This window comes from Streptomyces mangrovi (genome assembly GCF_900114215.1).
GTDB lineage: Bacteria > Actinomycetota > Actinomycetes > Streptomycetales > Streptomycetaceae > Streptomyces > Streptomyces barkulensis.
The window spans coordinates 1-25,823 of the sequence record NZ_FOSG01000002.1 but is presented as its reverse complement, the minus strand read 5'-3'; the positions used below and the strand labels follow the sequence as shown (position 1 = coordinate 25,823).

Below are 25,823 nucleotides of genomic sequence, written 5' to 3'. Positions count from 1 at the left end.
CGACCCGGGGGCGTACCAGACCAGCGAGGGGGGACGGGCGACATGCACGGCCACCGGACGAACCACCGGACGCACGAACGGTGTTGGACACGGCCCCGGCCCGCGGAGCCCGGGCCGGGGCGGGGACTGCCGCACCCGGAGGCGGCGCGATGAGCGCCCGGGGGGTGGAACAGCCCCGCTTCCCGCGGCCGCCCCGCACGGCCCGCACGGCCCGCCCGCACGACGGGACGGGCGCCGGGGAGCGGAGGGCGTTCCCGCGGCTGGCGCTCGCCGCCCTGTGCGGGGCGTACGCGGTGGGCGCGCTGCTGGGCTGGGGATCGCCGGCGGTGGCGCTGTTCATGGGCGACTTCGGGCTGAGCGCCGCGGCCTTCGCCGCCGCGGGGTCGTGTGTGCACTACGCCCGCACCCACCCGGACACGCCGTTCCGGCCCGCCTGGACGCTGTTCGGGATCTCCTCGGCGATGGCCGGGCTCGGCAACGGGATCTGGGGCTGGTACGAGGTCGTGCTGGGCGAACCCGTGCCCAGCCCCTCCGCGGCGGACTTCTGCTTCCTGCTCTTCGCGCCACCGGCCATCGTCGGACTGCTGGTCCTCGCCAAACGGCCGGTCACCCGGGCCGGCTGGACGCGCCTGGTCCTGGACGCCTGGCTGGTCGGCGGCTCGCTGCTCACCCTCTCCTGGAGCCTGGCGCTGGACCACCCCTCGTACTGGCAGGGCGAGTCCCTCTCCCTGGTGGCCCTGTCGCTGGCCTACCCCCTGATGGACATCGTGCTGATCAGCATGGTCCTCGCACTCCACTTCCGTCGCTCGTCCGCCCACCGCTCCGCCGTCAACACCGTCATCGGAGCCCTCGCGCTCACCGTGCTCTGCGACGCCCTGTTCACCTCGCCCCTGCTGCGGGAGAGCTACACCTCCGGCCAGATCCTCGACGCCGGCTGGTTCGCCGGCTCGCTGCTGCTCGCGTACGCCCCCTGGGTCGGCTGCCGGGAAGGGGACGGCAGCCGGCACGCGCCCGGCCGCCCGGCCGTCCGGCCGCCCGCGCCCGGGAACGGAGCGGTGGCCGGGTCGCTGGCCGCCCTCGCCCCGTACCTGGCGGCCGCCGTCTGCACCCTGGGGATCCTCTACAACGTCCGCGACGGCGGGGCCATCGACCCGGTGGTGCTGCTGACCGGCTGCACCGTCGTCCTGGCCCTGGTGGTCCGCCAGGGCATCATGCTGCTGGAGAACATCCGCCTCACCCAGGAACTGGCCCAGAAGGAGAACCACTTCAGGTCGCTGGTGCAGGGGTCCAGCGACGTCATCATGATCGCCTCGCCGGCCGGGATGCTGCGCTACGTCTCCCCGGCCGCCGCGGGTGTCTACGGCCGGGAGCCGGACAAGCTGGTCGGCTCCGAGCTGGCCTCCCTCATCCACCCCGAGGACCTGGGCCGGGTCCTGCACGAGGTGCGCCGCTTTCTGGCCACCCCGCCCCGGGAGGAGTCCTCCACCCGCGTCGAGTGCCGCATCCGACACGCCTCGGGCCGCTGGCTCAACGTCGAGTCCACGGTCAACCGCTACCAGGGCGGCCTGATCTTCAACAGCCGTGACGTGACCGAACGGGTGCGGCTCCAGGCGCAGCTCCAGCACAACGCCTCCCACGACCCGCTGACCGACCTGCCCAACCGCTCGCTGTTCACCGAGCGCGTCCACCAGGCGCTCGGCGGCCGGCGCCGGGGCGACGCGAGGGCGGGCCACACGGCGGTGCTCTACATCGACCTCGACGGCTTCAAGGCCGTCAACGACACCATCGGCCACCAGGCGGGGGACGAGCTGCTGATCCAGGCGGCCCGCCGTCTGCGGGAGGCCGTACGGGCCGGTGACACCGCGGCCCGGCTCGGCGGGGACGAGTTCGCCGCGCTCATCGTCGGCGACGGGAAGTGCGACCGGGCCGAGCGCGAGTACCGCGTGCTGGAGATCGCCGAGCGGCTGCGCACCACTCTCTCCCGGCCCTACCGGGTCGAGGGCGGCGAGGCACGGGTCGCCGCCTCCATCGGCGTGGCCTTCGCCGAGCCCGGAGTGACCCCGGCCGTGCTGATGCGCCATGCCGACCTGGCGATGTACCGCGCCAAACAGGCGGGCAAGAACCGGGTCGAGCTGTACGCCTCGCAGCCGCAGGCCGAGGCCGTCCGCCGGGCGGAGCTGACCACCGACCGGCTGCGCGGAGTGCTGGCGGAGAGCGAGTTCGCGCTGCTCCACCAGCCCGTGGTCGAGCTCTCCAGCGGGAAGATCGCCTCGGTCGCGGCCCAGGCCCGCAGGCGTTCCGCCCGGGGCGTGCTGTTCCCGCCGGGCGGGCCTCAGCCCGCCCCCCAGGCCCGGCCCGCACCGCCGGCGCGGTACGGCCCGCAGCCCCCGCACGTCCCCACCGCGGCGGACGCCCGCGGCGACGGCGGCGGGGATGCGGGCCGGTGGCTGCTGCGCAGGGCCGTCGAGCAGGCCGCCGAACGGCACCACGCGGGCTACCGCGTGCCGGTGTCCGTACGGCTGGACGCGTGCCGCCTCACCGACCGCTCCACGACCCCGGCCACCGTCGAGGCGCTGCTGTCCCGGCACGGGCTGCCGCCCGACGCCCTCGTCGTCGAACTGGCCGACACCGACCCACGCGTCCCCCTGGACGAACTGGAGCTGTGGGTCACCGCACTGCGGCGGATCGGGGTCGGCATCACCCTCGACGGCTTCGGCGGCGCCCACTTTGGTCTCGCCGCACTCCGCAGACTCCCCGCCGACGCGCTGAGGCTGGACCGCGCGCTGGTCGACGGTGTGGTGAACTCCCCCAGGGTGCGGAAAATCACCTCCGGGCTGCTGCGGATCGCCGACGACCTCGGGATGCTCTCCGTCGCCGACGGCGTGGACCTGCCGGAACAGGCCGCGGCGCTGCGCGCGCTGGGCTGCACCCACGCCCAGGGCGCCGCCTTCTCCAAGCCCCTGGACGAGCACCGTCTCAGGCGTGCCCTGGCCCGTGGGAGCTACCCCGTCTCCGGTGAGGAGCAGCACTTCCCGGGCGTCGGCCGCTCGGTGGTGGTCGCCGGTTCGCTGCCGGCGCACAGGAGCGGACCGGCCGCGCACGGCCCGGTGGCGCATCCCCCATTGAGATCAAATAGTGAGACGTCCGTCCCACCCACTTGACACCTCGGGCACCGCGGGAGGAAGGTCGGTGCCATGCGCACCCGACTTCTCGTAATTGGACAGCGCGTCGACTGACACAGGGCATGTCCGCCCTGTGGACGACATCGACGCGCTCCCCTCGCTTGCCTGACGGCACGAGGGGTTTTTTGTTGCACCGGTGCCAGCGGCACTCGAGCGCGACCCACCCACAGCCATCTACAACGAGCGTCAAACCCTCAACTCTCCGAGAAGAGACAAGTGATGACCGAGCAGGCCACCGGGGCCCCCCGCCCGCAGCCGCGGGCCCGTACCGGCGGAGCACAGCCGCAGCCCGCCACCGTCGAGCACGTCACGGGAGCCCAGTCCCTCATCCGTTCTCTCGAGGAAGTCGGCGCCGACACGGTATTCGGCATTCCGGGGGGCGCCATCCTGCCCGCCTACGACCCGATGATGGACTCCTCCCGGGTGCGCCACGTCCTCGTCCGCCACGAGCAGGGCGCGGGCCACGCCGCCACCGGCTACGCCCAGGCCACCGGCAAGGTCGGCGTCTGCATGGCCACCTCCGGTCCCGGTGCCACCAACCTGGTCACCCCGATCGCCGACGCGCACATGGACTCCGTCCCGCTGGTCGCGATCACCGGCCAGGTGGCCTCCAAGGCGATCGGCACCGACGCCTTCCAGGAAGCCGACATCTGCGGCATCAGCATGCCGATCACCAAGCACAACTACCTGGTCACCGACCCGGCCGAGATCCCGCGGGTGATCGCCGAGGCGTTCCACATCGCCTCCACCGGCCGGCCCGGCCCGGTCCTGGTGGACATCGCCAAGGACGCCCTGCAGACGCAGACGACCTTCTCCTGGCCCCCCGCCACGGACCTGCCCGGCTACCGCCCGGTGACCAAGCCGCACGCCAAGCAGATCCGCGAGGCCGCCCGGCTGATCACCGAGGCCGCCCGCCCGGTGCTGTACGTGGGCGGCGGCGTCCTGAAGGCCGGGGCCACCACCGAGCTGAAGGTGCTGGCCGAGCTGACCGGCGCCCCCGTGACCACCACCCTGATGGCGCTGGGCGCCTTCCCCGACAGCCACCCGCAGCACCTGGGCATGCCCGGCATGCACGGCACCGTCGCGGCCGTCACCGCCCTGCAGAAGGCCGACCTGATCGTCGCGCTCGGCGCCCGCTTCGACGACCGCGTCACGGGCAGACTGGACTCCTTCGCGCCGTACGCGAAGATCGTGCACGCCGACATCGACCCGGCCGAGATCGGCAAGAACCGCACCGCCGACGTCCCGATCGTCGGCGACGCCCGCGAGGTCATCGCCGATCTGGTCGTGGCCGTCCGCGCCGAGCACGAGGCGGGCAACACCGGCGACCACACCGAGTGGTGGCAGCAGCTCAACCGCTGGCGCGATACGTACCCGCTGGGCTACGAGCACCCCGAGGACGGCTCCCTGGCCCCGCAGCAGGTCATCGAGCGCATCGGCTCCCTGGCCCCCGAAGGAACGGTCTTCGCCGCCGGTGTGGGCCAGCACCAGATGTGGGCCGCCCACTTCATCAAGTACGAGAAGCCCGCCACCTGGCTGAACTCCGGCGGCCTGGGCACCATGGGCTACGCCGTCCCGGCCGCGATGGGCGCGAAGGCCGGCGTCCCGGACCGCACCGTCTGGGCGATCGACGGCGACGGCTGCTTCCAGATGACCAACCAGGAGCTGGTGACCGCCGCGCTCAACGGCATCCCGATCAAGGTCGCGATCATCAACAACGGCGCCCTGGGAATGGTCCGCCAGTGGCAGACCCTCTTCTACAACCAGCGCTACTCCAACACCGTGCTGCACAGCGGCCCGGACGCCGTCAGCCCCGAGAACAGGGGCACCCGCGTCCCGGACTTCGTGAAGCTGGCGGAGGCCATGGGCTGCGTCGGCATCCGCTGCGAGGACCCCGCGCAGCTCGACGCGGTGATCGAGAAGGCCAACTCCATCAACGACCGCCCCGTGGTCGTGGACTTCATCGTCCACGAGGACGCGATGGTCTGGCCGATGGTCGCGGCCGGCACCTCCAACGACGAGGTCATGGCGGCGCGCGGCGTCCGTCCCGACTTCGGCGACGGCGACGACTGAGTCCCGGACGACAGAGCCCCAGAGGAACCCGAGGAACGGAACACCACACCCGATGTCCAAGCACACGCTCTCCGTCCTGGTGGAGAACACCCCGGGCATCCTCGCCCGGATCGCCTCCCTGTTCTCCCGTCGCGGTTTCAACATCGACTCGCTCGCCGTCGGCGTCACCGAGCATCCCGACATCTCCCGCATCACCATCGTGGTGAACGTCGAGGACCTCCCACTGGAGCAGGTGACCAAGCAGCTCAACAAGCTCGTCAACGTGCTGAAGATCGTCGAGCTGGAGCCGGGGTCCGCCGTCCAGCGCGAACTCGTCCTGGTGAAGGTCCGCGCCGACAACGAGACCCGCTCGCAGATCGTCGAGATCGTCCAGCTCTTCCGCGCCAAGACCGTCGATGTCTCCCCGGAGGCCGTCACCATCGAGGCGACCGGCAGCAGCGACAAGCTGGAGGCCATGCTCAAGATGCTGGAGCAGTTCGGCATCAAGGAGCTGGTCCAGTCCGGCACGATCGCGATCGGCCGCGGAGCGAGGTCGATCACCGACCGTTCGCTGCGCGCGCTCGACCGGACCGCATAGCGAGACCCCAGCCCGTCCCCGCCCGCACCGGCATACGGTGGCTTCGGCGGCGGCTGCGGGGACGGGCCCCGCACCCCCGACCCGTACGGCGAGACCGCCGGTGCGGCAGGAACAACAAGGAGATATCCCAAGTGGCCGAGCTGTTCTACGACGACGACGCCGACCTGTCCATCATCCAGGGCCGCAAGGTCGCGGTCCTCGGTTACGGCAGCCAGGGCCACGCCCACGCCCTGTCCCTGCGCGACTCGGGCGTCGACGTCCGCGTCGGCCTCCCCGAGGGCTCCAAGTCCCGGGCCAAGGCCGAGGAGCAGGGGCTGCGCGTGGTCACCCCGGCGGAGGCCTCCGCCGAGGCCGACGTGATCATGGTCCTGGTGCCGGACCCGATCCAGGCCAAGGTCTACGAGGAGTCCATCGCCCCGAACCTCAAGGACGGCGACGCCCTCTTCTTCGGCCACGGCTTCAACATCCGCTTCGGCTTCATCAAGCCCCCGGCCGGTGTGGACGTCCTTATGGTCGCCCCCAAGGGCCCGGGCCACCTGGTCCGCCGCCAGTTCGAGGAGGGCCGCGGCGTCCCCTGCATCGCGGCCGTCGAGCAGGACGCCACCGGCGGCGCCTTCCAGCTGGCCCTGTCCTACGCCAAGGGCATCGGCGGCACCCGCGCCGGCGTCATCAAGACCACCTTCACCGAGGAGACCGAGACCGACCTGTTCGGTGAGCAGGCCGTGCTGTGCGGCGGCGCCTCGGCCCTGGTCAAGGCGGGCTTCGAGACCCTGGTCGAGGCCGGTTACCAGCCCGAGATCGCGTACTTCGAGTGCCTTCACGAGCTGAAGCTGATCGTGGACCTGATGTACGAGGGCGGCCTGGGGAAGATGCGCTGGTCGGTCTCCGAGACCGCCGAGTGGGGCGACTACGTCACCGGCCCGCGGATCATCAACGAGAACACCAAGGCCGAGATGAAGAAGGTCCTGGCCGAGATCCAGGACGGCACCTTCGCCAGGAACTGGATGGCCGAGTACGACGCCGGCCTGCCCAAGTACAACGAGTACAAGAAGGCCGACGGCGACCACCTGCTGGAGACCACCGGCCGTGAGCTGCGCAAGCTCATGAGCTGGGTCGACGACGAGAACTGAGCGGATTCGCCGGGCCGTCGCGGACGGCCCGGCGCCGCCCGACCCGCCCGCAGGTGGACGCCGCGGCCCGCCGACGGGGCGGAGCGGCCCGGTGATCGGCCACCGGGGCCGCCCCTGCGCCGATACACTGCACGCACAAGCGCGTCACAGGCTCACAGCGTCGTGCGTCTCCACGCGGCTGCCCACCTCCACCGCCCTCGGCCGTCGGGACGCGGCCGCCGGCACGGACCAGTGAGGACTGAAGACCGAAGTGAGCAAACCCGTAGTACTCATCGCCGAAGAACTCTCCCCGGCCACGGTCGACGCCCTCGGCCCGGACTTCGAGATCCGGCACTGCAACGGGGCCGACCGAGCCGAGCTCCTGACCGCCATCGCCGACGTCGACGCGATCCTGGTGCGCAGCGCCACCAAGGTCGACGCCGAGGCCATCGCCGCGGCCAGGCGGCTGAAGGTCGTCGCCCGCGCGGGAGTCGGCCTGGACAACGTCGACGTCTCCGCCGCCACCAAGGCCGGTGTGATGGTCGTCAACGCGCCGACCTCCAACATCGTCACCGCGGCCGAGCTGGCCTGCGGCCTGATCGTCGCCACCGCCCGCAACATCCCGCAGGCCAACACCGCCCTGAAGAACGGCGAGTGGAAGCGCAGCAAGTACACCGGCGTGGAGCTGTCGGAGAAGACCCTCGGCGTCGTCGGCCTCGGCCGCATCGGCGTCCTGGTCGCCCAGCGGATGTCCGCCTTCGGCATGCGGGTCGTCGCCTACGACCCCTATGTGCAGCCCGCCCGGGCCGCGCAGATGGGCGTCAAGCTGCTCTCCCTGGACGAGCTGCTGGAGACCGCCGACTTCATCACCGTCCATCTGCCCAAGACCCCCGAGACGCTGGGTCTGATCGGCGACGAGGCGCTCCACAAGGTCAAGCCGGGCGTGCGGATCGTCAACGCCGCGCGCGGCGGCATCGTGGACGAGGCGGCGCTGCTGTCGGCCCTGAAGGAGGGCCGGGTCGCGGGCGCGGGCCTGGACGTGTACGCCACCGAGCCGTGCACCGACTCCCCCCTGTTCGCCTTCGACAACGTCGTGTGCACCCCGCACCTGGGCGCCTCCACCGGCGAGGCACAGGAGAAGGCGGGCATCGCGGTCGCCCGCTCGGTGCGGCTGGCGCTCGCCGGCGAGCTGGTCCCGGACGCGGTCAACGTCCAGGGCGGCGTGATCGCCGAGGACGTGCGGCCCGGGCTGCCGCTGGCCGAGCGGCTGGGCCGGATCTTCACCGCGCTGGCGGGCGAGGTCGCCGTCCGGCTCGACGTCGAGGTCTACGGCGAGATCACCCAGCACGACGTCAAGGTGCTCGAGCTCTCCGCGCTCAAGGGCGTCTTCGAGGACGTCGTCGACGAGACGGTCAGCTACGTCAACGCGCCGCTGTTCGCGCAGGAGCGCGGGGTGGAGGTCCGGCTGACCACCAGCTCGGAGTCCCCGGAGCACCGTAACGTGGTGACCGTGCGCGGCACCCTGGCCGACGGCCAGGAGGTCTCGGTCTCGGGCACCCTCTCCGGCCCCAAGCACGTCCAGAAGATCGTCGCCGTCGGCGAGTACGACGTCGACCTCGCGCTGGCCGAGCACATGGCCTTCCTGCGGTACGCCGACCGTCCCGGCGTGGTCGGCACCGTCGGCCGCGTCCTGGGCGAGGCCGGCATCAACATCGCCGGCATGCAGGTCTCCCGGGCCGAGGAGGGCGGTGAGGCACTGGTCGCCCTCACCGTGGACGGCCCCATCCCGGCTCCGGTGATGGGTGAGATGGCACAGGAGATCGGTGCCACCTCGGCCCGCAACGTCAACCTGGAGGACTGATCGAAGATCCCTCCTCCGGGTGAACTCCTGGGGGCGGGATCCGGAGGCCGCCGCGGCCCCGGCGCGGGCATCCGCGCCGGGGCCGCGGCGTTCCGCCGCACCGGTCGGCCGCGGCGGGCGTCCTGCACGGAGGCTGACGGTCAGCCCCTCAGCAGCCGCGCCGTCTTCAGCGCCATGTGCAGCAGCAGCCGGTCCTCGCCGTCGTCCAGGTCGAGACCGGTGAGCTGCTCCACCCGCGACAGCCGGTAGTACAGCGTCTGCCGGTGGACGCCCAGCAGCGCCGCGGTGCGGCCCGCCTGGCCCGCACAGTCCAGGAACGCCTCGGCGGTGCGGGCCATCTCCCGGTGGCCGGGTTCCAGCAGCGCACGCACCGACGGGTCCGGCGCACCGGCCGCCGACGAGCCGGAGGGGCGGGCGAGCAGGGCCAGCAGCCGGTACGGCCCGATCCGGTCCCACCGCGCCACCGGCCCGAACCTGCTCTCCGCCCGCGCCGCCCGCGCCGCGGCCAGCGCCTGCCGCCAGGCGCCGGGCACTCCGCCCAGCCCCGTGCAGGGCCGGCCGATTCCCGCCGTCGCCCCGGCGCGCGGCGAGCGCAGCAGCCGTTCGGCGGCGGTGTGGGCCGGGTCGAGACCGCCGGGGGCGCGCAGCCGCACCAGCACGGCCAGCCCCTCCGTCCCCGGCACCGCGCACACCGCGACCGCGCCGGGGATCCCGGGCGCCGCCGCCGACCGGCCCTCCGCGTCCCCGTCCTCCGCCCATGGCACCACGGCCACCACCGCCAGCGGACCCGCCGCCACCGGCCCCAGCTCCCCGGCCAGTTCCGCCTCCGCGAGCTCCGCGGCCGCCCGGTGCCCCGGCGCCGCCGTGAGCAGGGCGCACAGCAGCTCGCCCCGGCGTGTGCCCGCCCGGGACTCGTCGGCCAGCAGTGAGCCGATGCGGCGCGCGACGGCCTGTACGTCCGCCAGCCGGGGGTCGGACAGCTCCAGCGCACCGTCGTCCAGCAGCCAGATGTAGCCCAGCACCACACCGCCGTGCCGCACCGGCACGCAGATCCGGCCCCGCAGCACACCGGCCGACGGGTCCGGCGGAATCCGTACGGGTTCCACCGCCCGGGTGATGCCGAAGCTCTCGAACCAGGCCCGCACCCGGGCGGTGGAGCGGCGCCGCAGGATCGAGCGGGTGCGCACCGGGTCCATCAGGAGGGCGCCGTCCTCCCCGTCGTCCTCCCCCTCGTGGGCCCCGAAGGCGATCAGCCCGAAGTCGCGGTTCTCCAGTGTCGCGGGGGTGCCGAGGAGGGCGGTCACCTCGTCGATCAGCACCTGGTAGTCCTCGCGCACCGCTTTGCGCCGCCTTCCGTACACCGCCCGCGGCACTCCCGCGGACACCGCCATTGTCATACAGATGTCTGAGATCCGGGCCACGGAAGCGTGACAGCTGTCGATGGCGGGAAAGCGGAGCGATCCTTAGTTTCGACGGTGGCTCACCAGCCGTTCGACCACCGTCAGAGAACCACCCGTGGAGGTGCCCCGTGCTGGGTCCCGTGCTCCTCGCGGCCGCGCGCAGCGACAGCATCCGCCGCGTCGTCTCGGCCGCACCGGTCACCCGCCCCGTGGTGGACCGCTTCGTCGCCGGAGAGCGCCTCGACCAGGCCATGGAGACCGTCCGCTCCCTGACCGGCCGGGGCCTGGAGGTCACCCTCGACCACCTGGGCGAGGACGTCACCGACCGCACCGAGGCCCTGCGCGCCCGCGACGCCTACCTGGCCCTGGCCGAGGCGCTGCGGGAGGCCGGCCTGGGGGCGCGGGCCGAGATGTCGGTGAAGCTCTCCGCCTTCGGACAGGCCCTCCCGGGAGGCGACGACATCGCCTACGAGGGCGTCCTGCGGGTCGTGGAGGCCGCCGCCGAGGCGGACACCACCGTCACCCTGGACATGGAGGACCACACCACGGTCGACTCCACGCTGGCCATCCTGGCGAAGCTGCGCGAGCGCTTCCCCGCCACGGGCGCGGTGCTCCAGTCGTACCTGTACCGCACCGAGGACGACTGCCGCGCCCTGGCCGGGGAGGGCTCCCGGGTCCGGCTGGTCAAGGGCGCCTACAAGGAGCCCGCCTCCGTCGCCCTCCAGGACAAGCACGAGGTGGACCGGGCGTACGTGCGCTGCCTGCGGATCCTGATGGCGGGCGAGGGCTATCCCATGATCGGCTCCCACGACCCGCGGATGGTGGCCATCGCCCGGGAACTGGCCCGCCGCGCCGGCCGCAAGCCGGACGAGTACGAGTTCCAGATGCTGTACGGCATCCGCACCGCCGAGCAGGAGCGGCTGGCCGCCGCCGGCCACCGGATGCGCGTGTACGTCCCCTACGGCACCGACTGGTACGGGTACTTCATGCGGCGCCTGGCCGAGCGCCCCGCCAACCTGGCGTTCTTCCTGCGCTCGCTGGCCACCAGAGGCTGAGCGGGACACGGCCGCGCACGCCCCTTTGACGTACGACGACAGATCCGACCCCTCGAAGGAGACACGGCTCATGGACGCTGTGACCCAGGTCCCCACGCCGGTGAACGAGCCGGTGCACACCTACGCACCCGGCACGCCGGAGCGCGCCCGTCTCGAAACCAGGCTCAAGGAGCTGGCCGAGAACCCGATCGACCTGACGATGACCATCGGCGGGAAGCGGCGTCTCGGCGGCGGTGAACGCTTCGACGTCGTGCAGCCCCACAACCACAAGGCGGTGCTGGGCACCGCCGCCCACGCCACCCGGCAGGATGCGCGGGAGGCCGTCGACGCGGCGCTGGCCGCCGCCCCGATGTGGCGCTCGCTCTCCTTCGACGACCGCGCCGCGGTCTTCCTGCGGGCCGCCGAACTGCTGGCCGGCCCCTGGCGCGAGACGATGGCCGCCTCCACCATGCTCGGTCAGTCCAAGACGGCGCAGCAGGCGGAGATCGACACCCCCTGCGAACTGATCGACTTCTGGCGCTTCAACGTCCACTACGCCCGCCAGATCCTCGCCGAGCAGCCGGTCGCCAACTCCCCGGGCGTGTGGAACCGCACGGACCACCGCCCGCTGGAGGGCTTCGTCTACGCGATCACGCCCTTCAACTTCACCGCCATCGCGGGCAACCTCCCCACCGCACCGGCGCTGATGGGCAACACGGTGATCTGGAAGCCGTCCCCGACCCAGACCCACGCCGCCGTGCTGCTGATGCGCCTGCTGGAGGAGGCGGGGCTGCCGGACGGCGTCATCAACCTGCTGACCGGCGACGGCAAGGAGGTCTCGGAGGTGGCGCTGACCCACCCCGACCTCGCCGGCATCCACTTCACCGGCTCGACGAAGACCTTCCAGTACCTGTGGAAGACGGTCGGGAACAACATCGAGAACTACAAGACCTACCCGCGCCTGGTCGGCGAGACCGGCGGCAAGGACTTCGTCGTCGCCCACCCCTCGGCCGACCCGGCGGTGCTGAGGACCGCGCTGACCCGCGGCGCCTTCGAGTACCAGGGCCAGAAGTGCTCGGCGGCCTCGCGTGCCTACGTGCCGCGCTCCCTGTGGGAGGGCGGCCTCAAGGAGGAGTTCGCGGCCGAGGTCGAGGGCCTGACCATGGGCGACGTCACCGACCTGTCGAACTTCATGGGCGCCGTCATCGACGAGCGCGCCTTCGCCAAGAACAAGGCCGCCATCGAGCGCGCGAAGTCCGACCCGGCCTGCGAGATCGTCGCCGGCGGGAACTGCGACGACAGCGTCGGCTACTTCGTCCGCCCGACCGTCATCACCTGCACCGACCCGGCGAGCGAGGTCTTCCGGCAGGAGTACTTCGGCCCGATCCTGGCCGTCCACGTCTACGAGGACGCGGAGTACGAGGCGGTGCTGGAGCAGATGGAGTCGGTCGCCCCCTACGGCCTGACCGGCTGCGTCATCGCCCAGGACCGCGCCGCCGCCGCGCACGCCTGCGAGAAGCTGCGCTACGCCGCCGGAAACTTCTACATCAACGACAAGCCCACCGGCGCCGTCGTCGGCCAGCAGCCCTTCGGCGGCGGCCGGGCCTCGGGCACCAACGACAAGGCGGGCTCCAAGCAGAACCTGATGCGCTGGACGTCCACCCGCTCCATCAAGGAGAACCTGATCCCGCCGACCGACTACCGCTACCCCCACATGGGCTGACCTCCCCGACCGGCCCGTGAAGCGACCCGTGAAGCGGCCATGAACGGTGCCCCCGCCCGGATCCGTCCGGGCGGGGGCACCGTCGCGTGCGCGGGGCCGACGGGGTCAGGCCGTGTCAGGCGCCGCGGCGCGGGCCGGTGATCGCCTCCCCGATCACGAAGCCCTTCGCCGCGCCGTCGGGGATCGCCACCTCCGTCCCGTACGGGACGCGGGTCTCGGCGGCGTAGACGGCCTCGCCGGGGGAGGGGGAGGTCAGCACGGTGACGGTGCCGTGGCCGTCGTGGTCGTCGATCAGGACGTACACCGGAACTCCCGCGCGGGCGTACGCGCGGCGCTTGTGGACCCGGTCGCGCTCGATCGCGCGGTGCCCGGGGGAGACCACCTCCACGACCATCTCCACACAGGACGCCTTCAGCCCCAGCCCGTCCTCGGTGACGTGCTCGGTGTCGTCCTCGGGGGCGACGAACAGGTCGGGGACATAGGCCGTCAGCTCGTGGATGACGTTCATGTCCTGGTAGGCCACGTGGTCGCCGTCGTCGAGGAACCTCTCGAGGGCGCGGCGCAGGCGGTTGACGATCTGACCGTGGCAGTGGCGGCCGGTGGGAGACACTTCGATGGACCCCTCGACGATCTCGGCGTGAAAGCCCTCGGGGAGTTCCAAGGTTTTCCACGCCTGCCACAGGGCCTCGTCCAGGCCGGCCCGGGGCGGGGCCTGCGGGCCGCCGTGGGACCCGGGGTCCTCCTCGGTCTCCTCGGTCTCGTCGACCTCGGTGACCTCGGGCGCCTCGTGCGTGAGAGCGGTCATGGCGTAGCACCTCCTCCTTGAAGTATGGGCGGGCTCTTCGTCGCGGTACAGCGCGTACGGCGGTACGGGTGCGACGTCAGTGACGCCAGTGACGTTAGGGATCTTCCGCCCGCGCGCGCCCACAAGGGACCAGCCCTCGTCCGAAAGAGTGAAGTGTGCGGCGTCACAGTGACAAAACCGCAGGTCGGAGAAGGCGCCGTCTCAGATAGTAGGAAGGCCAACTAATCGGCGGGACATCACAGCTTTCAGCCCTTACTTTGGTAGAAGCCGAACGTCTCGCTCCATCAGCGAATGGCGGATGAGGCGCCGTGCCCGTCGCAGGTGACCCCTGCCGCACCGGTCGCCCCCGCCCTTACGGCGCGTTGGGAATCCCTCCTCTTTCCACCCTCCGGTTCTTCCGCCCCCTCAGGGAGTTCGCCATGGACGCGACCGCACGCCGCCGCCCCCGTCACACCGCCCGCGACCACCACGACAACGCCGACCGCCGCAACGCGGCCGCCGCCCTCCAGCGGGCGCTGGACCGCCGGGACAACGGGGGCGCCACCGGCCACTGAGGCCGGCTCCGCCGCCCGCCCGGGCCGTACCGCCCCACGAGCCGCCGCCCGGAACCGAGAGTCCCGGCCGCGGCTCGTGCGGCGCCGCAGCGGCGCTCGTACGGCACTGGAGCGCCCGGTCCGCATCGCGGACAGCGCGTGTCATCCCCTGGGACGAGCGGTATGGTCCCTCCCATGTCTCGCAGCATCGACCTCGCAGTGATCCCCGGTGACGGCATCGGCCGGGAAGTCGTGGCCCAGGGCCTGAAGGTCCTGTCCGCGGTCCTTCCGCAGGACGCGAAGCTGCGGACACGGGAGTACGACCTCGGCGCGAAGCGCTGGCACGCCACGGGGGAGACCCTGCCGGACGCGGAGCTGGAGCGGCTCAAGGGCCACGACGCCATCCTGCTCGGCGCGATCGGAGACCCCTCGGTCCCCTCCGGCGTGCTGGAGCGCGGGCTGCTGCTCAAGCTGCGCTTCGCCTTCGACCACTACGTCAACCTGCGCCCCTCCAAGCTCTTCCCGAACACCGCGACCCCGCTGGCGGGCCGCCCCGACATCGACTTCGTCGTCGTCCGGGAGGGCACCGAGGGCCCGTACACCGGCAACGGCGGCTCCCTGCGCACCGGCACCCCGGCCGAGGTGGCCACCGAGGTCAGCGTGAACACCGCCTACGGCGTGGAGCGCGTGGTGCGGGACGCCTACGAGCGGGCCAAGGCCCGCCCGCGCAGGAAGCTCACGCTGGTCCACAAGAACAACGTCCTGGTGCACGCCGGCCACCTGTGGAAGAACATCTTCGACCGGGTCGGCGAGGAGTACCCCGAGGTCACCACCGACTACCTGCACGTGGACGCCGCGACGATCTTCTTCGTCACCCAGCCCGAGCGCTTCGACGTGATCGTCACCGACAACCTCTTCGGCGACATCCTCACCGACCTCGCCGCCGCCGTCACCGGCGGCATCGGACTGGCCGCCTCCGGGAACATCAACCCCACCGGCGCCTTCCCGTCGATGTTCGAGCCGGTCCACGGCTCCGCGCCCGACATCGCCGGCACCGGCAAGGCCGACCCCACCGCGACGGTCCTCTCCGTCGCGCTGATGCTGCGGCACCTCGGCCTCGACCCCGAGGCGGCCCGCATCGAGGACGCGGTCTCGGCCGATCTCGCGGAGCGCTCCGCGCCCCGCACCACCGACGAGATCGGCGACGCTCTCGCGGCGCGAGTAGCCGGCTGACGCCCGGCCGTACGCTCCGTCCGGCCGGGCCGCAGGCGCCCGGCCGCTGGGCTACTCGGCGGTTGGGTGCGAACATCTATCACCAGGACCGCCCACCCGTGACCCCATGCGGTCTGCCATCCCCGATAATCGGACATGGGGCCGCTGTATGCAGGGAAGCTCGGACGTCCTGGTACCGATCGGGGCGACGGGAGCGCGGTCCACCACGACACCCAGTGAAGGACGCGCTCACCATGACGACGCCCCGTATCGAATTCGCCCTCAAGCCCTCCGCGCAGCCGCTGCCCGCCGCGGAGCGCGAGGCGGTGCTCGCCGCCCCCGGTTTCGGCCGGCACTTCACCGACCACATGGTCACCATCCGGTGGACCGAGGGCCGCGGCTGGCACGACGCGCAGCTCCAGCCGTACGCCCCGTTCCAGATGGACCCGGCGAACATGACGCTGCACTACGCCCAGACGATCTTCGAAGGGCTGAAGGCTTACCGCCAGCCCGACGGCTCGGTCGCCGTCTTCCGCCCCGACGCCAACGCCCGGCGCTTCCAGCGCTCCGCGCGCCGCCTGGCAATGCCCGAGCTGCCGGTGGAGACCTTCGTCGAGGCGTGCGACCTGCTGGTGCGGCAGGACAGGGCCTGGGTGCCCGGCGAGGGCGAGCAGTCGCTGTACCTGCGCCCCTTCATGTTCGCCACGGAGGTCGGACTCGGTGTCAAGCCCGCGAACGAGTACCTGTTCGTGGTGATCGCCTCGCCCGCGGGCGCCTACTTCCCGCGCGGCGTCAAGCCCGTCTCGGTCTGGCTGTCGCAGGAGTACGTGCGCGCCGCCCCCGGCGGTACGGGCGAGGCCAAGACCGGCGGCAACTACGCGGCCTCCCTCGTCGCCCAGGCCGAGGCCGCCGGGCACGGCTGCGACCAGGTGGTCTGGCTGGACGCCGGAGAGCGCCGCTGGATCGAGGAGATGGGCGGCATGAACCTGTACTTCGTGAAGGGGTCGGGCAAGGACGCCACCATCGTCACGCCCAGGCTGACCGGCACCCTGCTGCCGGGTATCACCCGCGACTCGCTGCTGACGATCGCCTCCGACCTGGGCTACGGCACCGAGGAGGCCCGCATCTCCGTCGACGACTGGCGCGAGGGCAACGCCGACGGCTCGATCACCGAGGTCTTCGCCTGCGGCACCGCGGCCGTCATCACCCCGGTCGGCACGGTGAAGTCCGCCGCCGGGAACTGGACGGTGGGCGACGGCGAGCCGGGTGAGATCACGATGGAGCTGCGCGAGGCGCTGCTGGCGGTCCAGACCGGCCGCGCGCAGGACACGCACGGCTGGATGCACAGGCTGGGCTGAGTCCGGCGGGACGGGAGGGCCGAGAGCGTTCCGGTCCTCCCGGTCCTCCCGTCCCGCCTCTCCTGCCACTTCCCGTCCCGCCGTCCGCCTCCGCGGACCACGACGACCACATCGTGAGACCACCCGATCCGCGGAGCGGATCCGTGCCAGACTGTGTCCGTGCCTCACCTCGCCATGATTATCGGCAGCAGGCGCGCCGGTCCGCAGTGACCGCCTACGCACACACCCGGTGCGGTGGCGGACACCGTGTCCCAGACCCGCGCGCAGACCTCTCGCACCCGCGAGGGGTTTTTTCGTTTTCCGGTACCACCCGGCCGGAACGAGGGCGTGAGGGATGATGGGGACAAGTAGGGCCAAGCACTCCGGACCTACATCCATCGACAGGAGCCAGACCAGCATGACCGACGCCGCGGCCTCCCGGCAGCCGGGGGACGCGTCCCTCGGCGACGCGTTCCACGTCTTCGACACCACGCTCCGCGACGGGGCACAGCGGGAGGGCATCAACCTCTCCGTCGCGGACAAGCTCACCATCGCCCGTCACCTGGACGACTTCGGTGTCGGCTTCATCGAGGGCGGCTGGCCCGGTGCCAACCCCCGGGACACCGAGTTCTTCCGGCGCGCCCGTGAGGAGATCGACTTCCGCCACGCCCGGCTCGTCGCGTTCGGCGCCACCCGCAGGGCGGGCGTCGCCGCGGCCGACGACCCGCAGGTGCGGGCACTGGTCGACTCGCGGGCGCCGGTGGTCACCATCGTCGCCAAGGCGCACGACCGCCATGTCGAGCTGGCGCTGCGCACCACGCTGGAGGAGAACCTGGCGATGGTCCGCGACACGGTGGAGCACCTGCGGGAGCGGGGCCGGCGGGTCTTCGTCGACTGCGAGCACTTCTTCGACGGCTACCAGGCCGACCCCGAGTACGCCAAGCGGGTCGTGCGCACCGCGTACGAGGCCGGCGCCGACGTGGTCGTGCTGTGCGACACCAACGGCGGCATGCTCCCCGCCCAGATCCAGGCCGTGGTGCGGACGGTGCACGCCGACACCGGCGCGCGACTGGGCATCCACGCCCAGGACGACACCGGTTGCGCCGTCGCCAACACCCTGGCCGCGGTGGACGCCGGCGCCACCCATGTGCAGTGCACTGCCAACGGCTACGGCGAGCGTGTGGGCAACGCCAACCTCTTCTCGGTGGTCGCCGCCCTCCAGCTCAAGTACGGCATGAAGGTCCTGCCCGAGGGCGCGCTGCGCGAGATGACGCGGATCTCCCACGCCATCGCCGAGGTCGTCAACCTGACGCCCTCCACCCATCAGCCGTACGTGGGTGTTTCCGCGTTCGCCCACAAGGCCGGACTGCACGCCTCCGCCATCAAGGTGGATCCCGACCTCTACCAGCACATCGACCCCGAGCTGGTCGGCAACCGCCTGCGGATGCTGGTCTCCGACATGGCCGGCCGGGCCTCCATCGAGCTCAAGGGCCAGGAGCTGGGGATCGATCTGAGCGGCGACCGCGAGCTGGTCGGCCGGATCGTGGAGCGCGTCAAGGAGCGCGAACTGCGCGGGTACAGCTACGAGGCCGCCGACGCGTCCTTCGAACTGCTGCTGCGCGAGGAGTTGCTGAGGGGTGGGGCGGAGGAGCGTTTCCGGAGCTTCTTCACCACCGAGTCCTGGCGCGCCATCGTGGAGAACCGCCCCGACGGTTCCCACGCCAACGAGGCGACCGTGAAGCTGTGGGCCAAGGGTGAGCGCATCGTCTCCACCGCCGAGGGGAACGGCCCCGTCAACGCCCTGGACCGGGCCCTTCGGCTGGCCCTGGAGCGGATCTACCCCGAGCTCGCCCAGATGGAGTTGGTGGACTACAAGGTCCGCATCCTGGCGGGCACCCACGGCACGGAGTCCACCACACGGGTGCTGGTGTCCACCGGGGACGGCGGAGGCGAGTGGTCCACCGTCGGAGTGGCCGACAACGTCATCGCCGCCTCCTGGCAGGCCCTCGTCGACGCCTACACCTACGGCCTGCTGCGCGCCGGCGTCGAGCCGCAGGGCTGACCGGCCGTCACGACACGCCCACCCAGGCCTGAATGCTCCTTTGGCGCGGACTGTGGGAATCCCACAGTCCGCGCCCGGGGAAACTGGGGATCCTCCCTGGTGTAGCGGCCCCAGAGGCGTGGTTCTGTCCAGCGTGGCCATGAATCACGGGCTGAGACTGTACGAATCCGACGACGGCGAACAGTGCGGTGGTTTCGTAGGGTCTGAACATGACCGATCTGTCCCAGACGCCGCTCGCGGCGAGTGACGCCCGTGGCCGTGTGGCGGAGTTGCACGCCATCCGTGAGCAGGTTCGACGCGGTCCGAGCGAGCGAGCCACCGAGGCCCAGCACGCCAAGGGCAAGCTGACCGCGCGCGAGCGGATCGAACTGCTGCTGGACGAGGGGTCGTTCCAGGAGGTCGAGCCGCTGCGCCGGCACCGCGCCACCGGCTTCGGCCTGGAGGACAGGAAGCCGTACACCGACGGGGTGGTCACCGGCTGGGGCACCGTCCACGGCCGGACCGTCTTCGTCTACGCCCACGACTTCCGGATCTTCGGCGGGGCGCTGGGCGAGGCCCACGCGCAGAAGATCCACAAGATCATGGACCTGGCCGTGGCGGCGGGCGCGCCGCTGGTCTCCCTCAACGACGGGGCCGGCGCCCGCATCCAGGAGGGCGTGGTGGCCCTGGCCGGCTACGGCGGCATCTTCCGGCGCAACACCGGGGCGTCGGGGGTGATCCCGCAGATCTCGGTGATGCTGGGCCCGTGCGCGGGCGGGGCGGCCTACTCCCCGGCGCTGACCGACTTCGTGTTCATGGTCCGCGACACCTCGCAGATGTTCATCACCGGCCCCGACGTCGTCCAGGCGGTCACCGGTGCGCAGGTGAGCCAGAACGGGCTGGGCGGGGCGGACGTGCACGCGTCGACCTCGGGCGTGGCGCACTTCGCCTACGACGACGAGACCGCCTGCCTGGAGGAGGTCCGCTACCTGCTGTCCCTGCTGCCGTCCAACAACCGGGAGAACCCGCCGCGCACCGAGTGCGCCGACCCGGCCGACCGGCGCGGCGAGGTGCTGTACGACCTGGTGCCGGCCGACGGCAACCGCCCCTACGACATGCGCGCGGTGATCGAGGAGATCGTCGACGAGGGCGAGATGCTGGAGGTCCACGAGCGCTGGGCCACCAACATCATCTGCGCGCTGGCCCGGATGGACGGCCAGGTGGTGGGGATCGTCGCCAACCAGCCCCAGCAGCTCGCCGGCGTGCTGGACATCCACGCCTCCGAGAAGGCCGCCCGCTTCGTGCAGATGTGCGACGCGTTCAACATCCCCATCCTCACACTGCTGGACGTGCCCGGCTTCCTGCCCGGCGTGGACCAGGAGCACGGCGGGATCATCCGGCACGGCGCCAAGCTGCTGTACGCGTACTGCAACGCCACCGTGCCGCGGGTCTCGGTGGTGCTGCGCAAGGCCTACGGCGGCGCGTACATCGTCATGGACTCCCAGTCCATCGGCGCGGACCTGACCTACGCCTGGCCGACCAACGAGATCGCGGTGATGGGCGCCGAGGGAGCGGCCGGCGTGATCTTCCGGCGGCAGATCGCCGCCTCCGACGACCCCGAGGCCACCCGGGCGGAGCTGGTCAAGGAGTACCGGTCCGAGCTGATGCACCCCTACTACGCGGCCGAACGCGGTCTGGTCGACGACGTCATCGACCCCGCCGAGACGCGCTCCGTACTCATCGGCGCCCTGGCCATGCTCCGCACCAAGCACGCCGATCTGCCCGCCCGCAAGCACGGCAACCCGCCCCAGTGACACCTGTGAGGATCAGCCCCGTGAACGTTTCCGCCACCGCCACCGCAGCAGCCACGGCCGTCGCCGACGTGGTCCGTGTGGAGAAGGGGCACGCCAGCGAGGAGGAGCTCGCCGCGGTCACCGCCCTGCTCCTGGCCCGCGCCGCCGCCCACCGGGCCGGTCCCGCCGCCTCCCGCCCGCGCCGCAGCACCGCACCCTGGCGCCGCCTGGAGCGCACCTCCGGTTTCCGCGCCCCCCACAGCTGGCAGGGCTGACCGGAGACCGGGAGAGCCCGGGGAGGGCCCGCCGCCGGGGCCGGGCGAACCGGCCTTCGGCGCGAACTCGCACGGGCCGGCCCCCGTACCCCTCGGGTGTACGGGGGCCGGCCCGTGCGAGTTCGCGGAGCCGGTCAGCCGACGGGGGCGTCCATCAGAACGGTCCGGCGCGGGTTGGCGGTCCGGGCCGGAAGGTTCCCCGCGTCCTCCCCGCTCCCCGCGCGCTCGGCCGGGACGACCGTCGGCTCGTCGGCGTCCTCGAGGTGGGCCAGGGTGGTGCGCTGCGGGTTGGCAACGCTGCGCGTGATCATCGTCGTCTTCACCAGGTCTGCCTCGTTCGCCTTCTTGTCGTTTACATACCTTGTGTAAAGCTGAGCGTAAGGGGCCCCGTTCCCCTCCAGGGATGACTCGTATAACGATCCGCCTGTGATTTTACTCACGAAACGGCGGGCAAAAGCCGCATAACGGACCGCCCGAATCGGTCATTCAAACGGACATACTCAGCCAAAATTGGGCTATTCACCCTCTGGTGTCGCTACCGGGGCAGTGGGCACTGTAGCGGCTCGCGTGTGGCGCCAGCTGCCAAAAGTCCGTGATGCGCCGTATGCGTCTACACCCTCCGCCACAGAGTGTCTGCGTAGCGTCACGCATGTCACAGCCTTATCCACGGACCTTGTTGGAGATCCGGCACTGTGCTGGAATTCCACGGACCGCCGCAGGAGAGACCCGGCGCGCAAAGGGCGCATAGGAGCGCCGCGCGGCGGAGACTTGGGGGCGCGCCGGTCACTCACGACCGTCAGGGGGGTCCTTCGGACCTTCCCGACTCGATACCGTTCCGCCGTTCGCGGGGGGACGCCTGGTCCAGAGGTTGCGACGCTAGTGCAGGGACGTTTCAAGAGGGATGGCAGCGCTGTGGGGGACCCGGAGCTGCGCGGTGCGACCGACCGCGGCTCCTCACCACAGCGCGCCCAGGAGAGCGGTGGCCGGGAGCAGGCCCTCGACGCCGACAAGGGCAAGCGCGCGAAGGCGCGACCGGACGGCGAGGCCGAGGGTGCCCCGAAGCCCAAGGAGCCCGGCGCCACGGGCTCCCGTCTGGCCCTGCGCAACTGGCGCATCAGTACCCGTCTGGTCTCGCTGCTGGCCCTTCCGGTCGTCACCGCCACCTCGCTGGGCGCACTGAGCATCAACAGCTCGCTCGCCGAGGTCGACCAGCTCGACAACATGAAGCTCCTCACGGAGATGACCGAGCGCGCCACCGAGCTGGCGACGGCACTCCAGGAGGAGCGGGACCGCTCGGCCGGCCCCCTGACCGGCACCGGCAACCCCAAGGACGACGCGGTCGTCGGTCCGCGCGAGGAGACCGACCAGGTCAAGGCCGCGTTCTTCGACGCCACCCCCGCGCTCGACACGGCCGACGCCGGGCTCCTCTCCGGCGTCCGTGCCACGATCACGGACATCACCCGGCAGCTGAACCGGCTCAAGACCATCCGGGAGCGGGCGTACGACAACCCGGACAACATCTCGCAGACGGTCAACGACTACAACCAGCTGATCGAGTCGCTGCTGAGCCTGTCCCAGGACATGGCGCAGGCCACCAGCAACCCGGAGATGATCCAGAGCACCCGTGCGCTGGCGGCGTTCTCCTCCGCCAAGGAGTACGCCTCCATGCAGCGTGCGATCATCAGCGCCGGCCTGGCCCGCGAGGACGGCCCCAAGCTGTCGGACAACGACCACCTGTACATCAGGACGGCCTGGGAGAGCGAGAGCGCGGCCCGTAAGCGCTTCGACGACATCTACGGCAACAACGAGGCGGCCGAGCTCACCAAGCCGCTCGACGAGGGCATCGTCAACATCACCTCGGCCGACGAGTACGCCGAGCGTGTGGTGAAGGACCCCAAGGGCATCTCGCGCGAGAACCGCTCCTACCTGGACTGGTTCGACCAGGACCAGGTCAAGATCGAGCAGATGCGGAAGATCGAGGCCTCGCTGCTCACGCAGATGGACGAGCAGGCCCGTACGCTGCGGGCCGAGGCCCAGCAGTCGGCCCTCTTCAACGGTGTCCTGGTGCTGCTCGTGCTCGGCATCTCGCTGGTCGGCGCGTTCGTCGTGGCCCGCTCCATGATCCGCTCGCTGCGCCGGCTGCAGGACACCGCGCAGGACGTGGCCCGCCGCCGCCTGCCCGAGCTGGTCAAGCAGCTCTCCGAGGCCGACCCGCAGGACGTCGACACCTCCGTGGAGTCCGTCGGCGTCCACAGCCGCGACGAGATCGGCCGGGTGGCCGCGGCGTTCGACGACGTGCACAGCGAGGCCGTCCGGCTCGCCGCCGAGCAGGCGCTGCTGCGGGGGAACGTCAACGCGATGTTCACCAACCTCTCGCGCCGCAGTCAGGGCCTGATCCAGCGCCAGCTCTCGCTCATCTCCGAACTGGAGTCCCGCGAGGCCGACCCGGACCAGCTCTCCTCCCTGTTCAAGCTGGACCACCTGGCGACCCGTATGCGCCGCAACGGCGAGAACCTGCTGGTCCTCGCGGGCGAGGAGCCCGGCCGCCGCTGGACCCGCCCGGTGCCGCTGGTGGACGTGCTGCGCGCCGCCGCGTCCGAGGTGGAACAGTACGAGCGCATCGAGCTGAGCGCCGTTCCCACCACCGAGGTCGCGGGCCGGGTCGTCAACGACCTGGTGCACCTGCTGGCCGAGCTGCTGGAGAACGCCACCTCGTTCTCCTCGCCGCAGACCAAGGTCAAGGTCACCGGCCACGCGCTGCCCGACGGCCGGGTGCTGGTCGAGATCCACGACACCGGCATCGGACTGTCGCCCGAGGACCTTGCGGCGATCAACGAGCGGCTCGCCAACCCCCCGACGGTCGACGTCTCGGTCTCCCGCCGCATGGGCCTGTTCGTGGTCGGCCGCCTGTCCCTGCGGCACGGCATCCGCATCCAACTGCGCCCCTCCGACTCCGGCGGCACGACCGCGCTGGTCATGCTCCCGGTCGACGTCGCCCAGCGCGGCGGCCAGCACAACGGCCAGCAGAACGGCCAGCAGAGGAAGCCCTCCGGCGACGGCGGCCAGGGCGCCGGTCCGTCCGCCACGCTGCGGCGAGAGCCGCAGGGCGGCGGCGCGCCGGCCGGTACCAGCCGACTCGGTGCGCTGCCCACCCGCAACCAGGTCCAGGGCGGCTCCTCCTCGCGTGCCGCGCTCCCCGGCGGTCCCGCGGCAGGCGGTCCCGCGGGCGGTGGCTTCGGCGCCCCCGGCCGCCCCGGCCCCGGGCAGTCGTCCCGCCCCGGGCAGCCCGGCCGTCCCGGAGAGGGCGTGCCCGCGGGGGCCTTCGGCTCCGGCGCGCGCCCCGAGCCCCGCACCGGCCAGCAGCCGCCGCAGCGGCGCGACGACGCCTCCACAGGTGAACTGCCCGCCGGACCGGGCGAGAGGCGCCCCAGCTGGGCCGACGGCCGCGACGACCGGGCGTCCGGCCGCTACGAGGCCCCCGACGCGCCGCGCGGTCACGAAGAGGCGGAGAGCACCTCGCAGTTCGCCCGTCCAGGCGGCCCCGGCGCGTACCCGCAGCAGCCCGCCGGACCCGGCGAGACCGCTCCGCTTCCGCGTGTGGAGCCGCAGGGCGGCCCGCGCGGTCCGCAGGACACCGGCCAGTACGCCCGGCCCCAGAGCCCGCAGGACACCGGCCAGTACGCCCTTCCGGGCGGCCCCCAGGACACGGGCCAGTACCCGGTGCCTCAGGACACCGGCCAGTACCCGGCGCCTCAGGACACCGGCCAGTACCCGGCGCCTCAGGACACCGGCCAGTACCCGGCGCCCCAGACCCAGCAGGACCCGCAGGACACCGGGCAGTACGCCGTCCCCCGGCAGGGCGCCTCCACCGCCCGCGAGTCCTCCGCCTACGAACTGCCCGGCAGCAGCCCGGCCGCGACGGGCTCGGACGAGCGCACACCGATCTTCGAGTCGATGGAGACGAACTGGTTCAGCGCCCGCCAGGCCGCCCAGCAGGCTCCCGCGACCGCGTCGTCGGGCGAGTCCCCGTCGGCGGGAGCGCCCGGTCCGGCATCCCCCCAGCGGCCCGAGCGGCCCGCCCGGCCGGCGCCCCAGCGGCGGCAGCCCACCGGCGGGTCCGCCGGCGCCGACGGCGGCACCGGCGCCGGGTGGCAGGAGACCCCGAACGACGAGCGCTGGCGCCGGGCCGAACAGCTCCGCCAGCCCGCGGCCGGCGGGGTCACCACCTCCGGTCTGCCACGCCGCGTGCCGCGCGCCAACCTCGTGGCGGGCACCGCGCAGCAGCGGCCGTCCGCACCGGCCGGCCCGCAGGTCTCGCGTGCGCCCGATGACGTACGCGGTCGGCTGACCAATCTCCGCCGGGGCATCCAGCAGGGCCGGCAGGCCGGAAGCGGCCAGGCCGGCGGCAGCCACGGCACAGGCCCCACCTACCAGCAGGAGCGTTAGTTGAGTCCGATGAGCCAGGCGGCGCAGAATCTGAACTGGTTGATCACCAACTTCGTGGACAACACCCCGGGGGTGTCGCACACGGTGGTGGTCTCCGCCGACGGTCTCCTTCTGGCCATGTCCGAGGGGTTTCCGCGGGATCGTGCCGATCAGTTGGCGGCGGTCGCGTCGGGGCTGACCTCGCTGACCGCTGGTGCGTCGCGCATCTTCGAGGGGGGTGCGGTGAATCAGACGGTGGTGGAGATGGAGCGTGGGTTCCTCTTCATCATGTCGATCTCCGACGGTTCCTCGCTGGCGGTGCTGGCGCATCCGGAGGCGGACATCGGTCTGGTCGGGTATGAGATGGCCCTGTTGGTGGACCGTGCGGGTACGGTGCTGACGCCGGACCTCCGCGCCGAACTGCAGGGAAGTCTGCTCAACTA

General features: G+C 71.9%; 18 protein-coding genes. 15 read left to right on the top strand and 3 right to left on the bottom strand.

The window, feature by feature from the left end; all coding sequences use genetic code 11:
* The first annotated feature begins 149 nt into the window (after nt 1-149).
* From BM237_RS02850 to serA, 5 genes are all read left to right on the top strand, one after another.
* Nucleotides 150-3,161, top strand: a complete 3,012-nt coding sequence (locus BM237_RS02850; RefSeq protein ID WP_093847466.1) for a putative bifunctional diguanylate cyclase/phosphodiesterase — start codon at nt 150-152, stop codon at nt 3,159-3,161.
* A 240-nt stretch (nt 3,162-3,401) separates the two neighbouring features.
* On the top strand, nt 3,402-5,255 hold the full coding sequence (locus BM237_RS02845; protein WP_093847464.1) for an acetolactate synthase large subunit: 1,854 nt from the start codon (nt 3,402-3,404) through the stop codon (nt 5,253-5,255).
* Nucleotides 5,256-5,307: 52 nt separating this feature from the next.
* A complete protein-coding gene (ilvN, locus tag BM237_RS02840; RefSeq protein ID WP_093847462.1) occupies nt 5,308-5,832 on the top strand; it encodes an acetolactate synthase small subunit in 525 nt (174 codons plus the stop codon).
* A gap of 131 nt (nt 5,833-5,963) precedes the next feature.
* Nucleotides 5,964-6,962, top strand: a complete 999-nt coding sequence (gene ilvC, locus BM237_RS02835) for a ketol-acid reductoisomerase (RefSeq protein WP_093847460.1) — start codon at nt 5,964-5,966, stop codon at nt 6,960-6,962.
* A gap of 250 nt (nt 6,963-7,212) precedes the next feature.
* On the top strand, nt 7,213-8,802 hold the full coding sequence (serA, locus tag BM237_RS02830; protein ID WP_093847458.1) for a phosphoglycerate dehydrogenase: 1,590 nt from the start codon (nt 7,213-7,215) through the stop codon (nt 8,800-8,802).
* A 140-nt stretch (nt 8,803-8,942) separates the two neighbouring features.
* Here serA and BM237_RS02825 read toward each other — a convergent pair whose 3' ends face one another.
* The gene (locus BM237_RS02825) at nt 8,943-10,139 is read right to left on the bottom strand and encodes a PucR family transcriptional regulator (protein ID WP_093847456.1); all 1,197 of its coding nucleotides are present in this window, start codon (nt 10,137-10,139) and stop codon (nt 8,943-8,945) included.
* Nucleotides 10,140-10,330: 191 nt separating this feature from the next.
* On the opposite strand from BM237_RS02825, the gene BM237_RS02820 reads away from it, so the two are divergent.
* Both BM237_RS02820 and pruA read left to right on the top strand, forming a co-directional pair.
* A complete protein-coding gene (locus BM237_RS02820; protein WP_093847454.1) occupies nt 10,331-11,257 on the top strand; it encodes a proline dehydrogenase family protein in 927 nt (308 codons plus the stop codon).
* A 70-nt stretch (nt 11,258-11,327) separates the two neighbouring features.
* Complete coding sequence (gene pruA, locus BM237_RS02815) at nt 11,328-12,959, top strand: L-glutamate gamma-semialdehyde dehydrogenase (RefSeq protein WP_093847452.1); 1,632 nt, start codon at nt 11,328-11,330, stop codon at nt 12,957-12,959.
* A 115-nt stretch (nt 12,960-13,074) separates the two neighbouring features.
* On the opposite strand, the gene BM237_RS02810 is transcribed toward pruA, so the two are convergent.
* Nucleotides 13,075-13,764, bottom strand: coding sequence for a Uma2 family endonuclease (locus BM237_RS02810; protein WP_093847450.1), 690 nt, complete (start codon nt 13,762-13,764; stop codon nt 13,075-13,077).
* A 419-nt stretch (nt 13,765-14,183) separates the two neighbouring features.
* On the opposite strand from BM237_RS02810, the gene BM237_RS30215 reads away from it, so the two are divergent.
* The 6 genes from BM237_RS30215 to BM237_RS02780 all read left to right on the top strand — a co-directional run bounded on the left by BM237_RS30215 (nt 14,184) and on the right by BM237_RS02780 (nt 20,955).
* On the top strand, nt 14,184-14,318 hold the full coding sequence (locus BM237_RS30215; protein ID WP_093663306.1) for a hypothetical protein: 135 nt from the start codon (nt 14,184-14,186) through the stop codon (nt 14,316-14,318).
* A 174-nt stretch (nt 14,319-14,492) separates the two neighbouring features.
* Nucleotides 14,493-15,530, top strand: coding sequence for a 3-isopropylmalate dehydrogenase (locus tag BM237_RS02800; protein WP_093847449.1), 1,038 nt, complete (start codon nt 14,493-14,495; stop codon nt 15,528-15,530).
* Nucleotides 15,531-15,763: 233 nt separating this feature from the next.
* On the top strand, nt 15,764-16,867 hold the full coding sequence (locus tag BM237_RS02795; protein WP_093848061.1) for a branched-chain amino acid aminotransferase: 1,104 nt from the start codon (nt 15,764-15,766) through the stop codon (nt 16,865-16,867).
* Between the two features lie 397 nt (nt 16,868-17,264).
* Complete coding sequence (gene cimA / locus BM237_RS02790) at nt 17,265-18,908, top strand: citramalate synthase (RefSeq protein ID WP_093847447.1); 1,644 nt, start codon at nt 17,265-17,267, stop codon at nt 18,906-18,908.
* A 209-nt stretch (nt 18,909-19,117) separates the two neighbouring features.
* Nucleotides 19,118-20,701 (top strand): acyl-CoA carboxylase subunit beta, encoded by a 1,584-nt coding sequence (locus BM237_RS02785; protein WP_093847445.1) that lies wholly within the window; start codon nt 19,118-19,120, stop codon nt 20,699-20,701.
* A gap of 20 nt (nt 20,702-20,721) precedes the next feature.
* Nucleotides 20,722-20,955, top strand: a complete 234-nt coding sequence (locus tag BM237_RS02780) for an acyl-CoA carboxylase epsilon subunit (protein WP_175540866.1) — start codon at nt 20,722-20,724, stop codon at nt 20,953-20,955.
* A gap of 134 nt (nt 20,956-21,089) precedes the next feature.
* Here the strand turns inward: BM237_RS02780 and BM237_RS02775 are convergent, their stop codons facing one another.
* Nucleotides 21,090-21,278 carry a hypothetical protein gene (locus BM237_RS02775; RefSeq protein WP_093847443.1) on the bottom strand — a complete coding sequence of 63 codons (189 nt, stop codon included), beginning with the start codon at nt 21,276-21,278 and terminating at the stop codon, nt 21,090-21,092.
* A gap of 556 nt (nt 21,279-21,834) precedes the next feature.
* Here BM237_RS02775 and BM237_RS02770 point away from each other — a divergent pair.
* Both BM237_RS02770 and BM237_RS02765 read left to right on the top strand, forming a co-directional pair.
* Nucleotides 21,835-25,401: a sensor histidine kinase gene (locus BM237_RS02770; RefSeq protein ID WP_093847441.1), complete on the top strand. Its 3,567-nt coding sequence runs from the start codon at nt 21,835-21,837 to the stop codon at nt 25,399-25,401.
* Nucleotides 25,402-25,410: 9 nt separating this feature from the next.
* Nucleotides 25,411-25,823: roadblock/LC7 domain-containing protein (locus BM237_RS02765; RefSeq protein WP_026057603.1), on the top strand; the 413-nt coding region annotated here is incomplete at its 3' end.

What these genes read in the sequence shown, in the direction of transcription:
- BM237_RS02850 (WP_093847466.1), top strand. Translation starts at nt 150, where the DNA reads ATGAGCGCCCGGGGGGTGGAACAGCCCCGCTTCCCGCGGCCGCCCCGC.
- BM237_RS02845 (WP_093847464.1), top strand. Translation starts at nt 3,402, where the DNA reads ATGACCGAGCAGGCCACCGGGGCCCCCCGCCCGCAGCCGCGGGCCCGT.
- ilvN (WP_093847462.1), top strand. Translation starts at nt 5,308, where the DNA reads ATGTCCAAGCACACGCTCTCCGTCCTGGTGGAGAACACCCCGGGCATC.
- pruA (WP_093847452.1), top strand. Translation starts at nt 11,328, where the DNA reads ATGGACGCTGTGACCCAGGTCCCCACGCCGGTGAACGAGCCGGTGCAC.
- BM237_RS02810 (WP_093847450.1), bottom strand. Translation starts at nt 13,764, where the DNA reads ATGACCGCTCTCACGCACGAGGCGCCCGAGGTCACCGAGGTCGACGAG.
- BM237_RS30215 (WP_093663306.1), top strand. Translation starts at nt 14,184, where the DNA reads ATGGACGCGACCGCACGCCGCCGCCCCCGTCACACCGCCCGCGACCAC.
- BM237_RS02800 (WP_093847449.1), top strand. Translation starts at nt 14,493, where the DNA reads ATGTCTCGCAGCATCGACCTCGCAGTGATCCCCGGTGACGGCATCGGC.
- BM237_RS02795 (WP_093848061.1), top strand. Translation starts at nt 15,764, where the DNA reads ATGACGACGCCCCGTATCGAATTCGCCCTCAAGCCCTCCGCGCAGCCG.
- cimA (WP_093847447.1), top strand. Translation starts at nt 17,265, where the DNA reads ATGACCGACGCCGCGGCCTCCCGGCAGCCGGGGGACGCGTCCCTCGGC.
- BM237_RS02785 (WP_093847445.1), top strand. Translation starts at nt 19,118, where the DNA reads ATGACCGATCTGTCCCAGACGCCGCTCGCGGCGAGTGACGCCCGTGGC.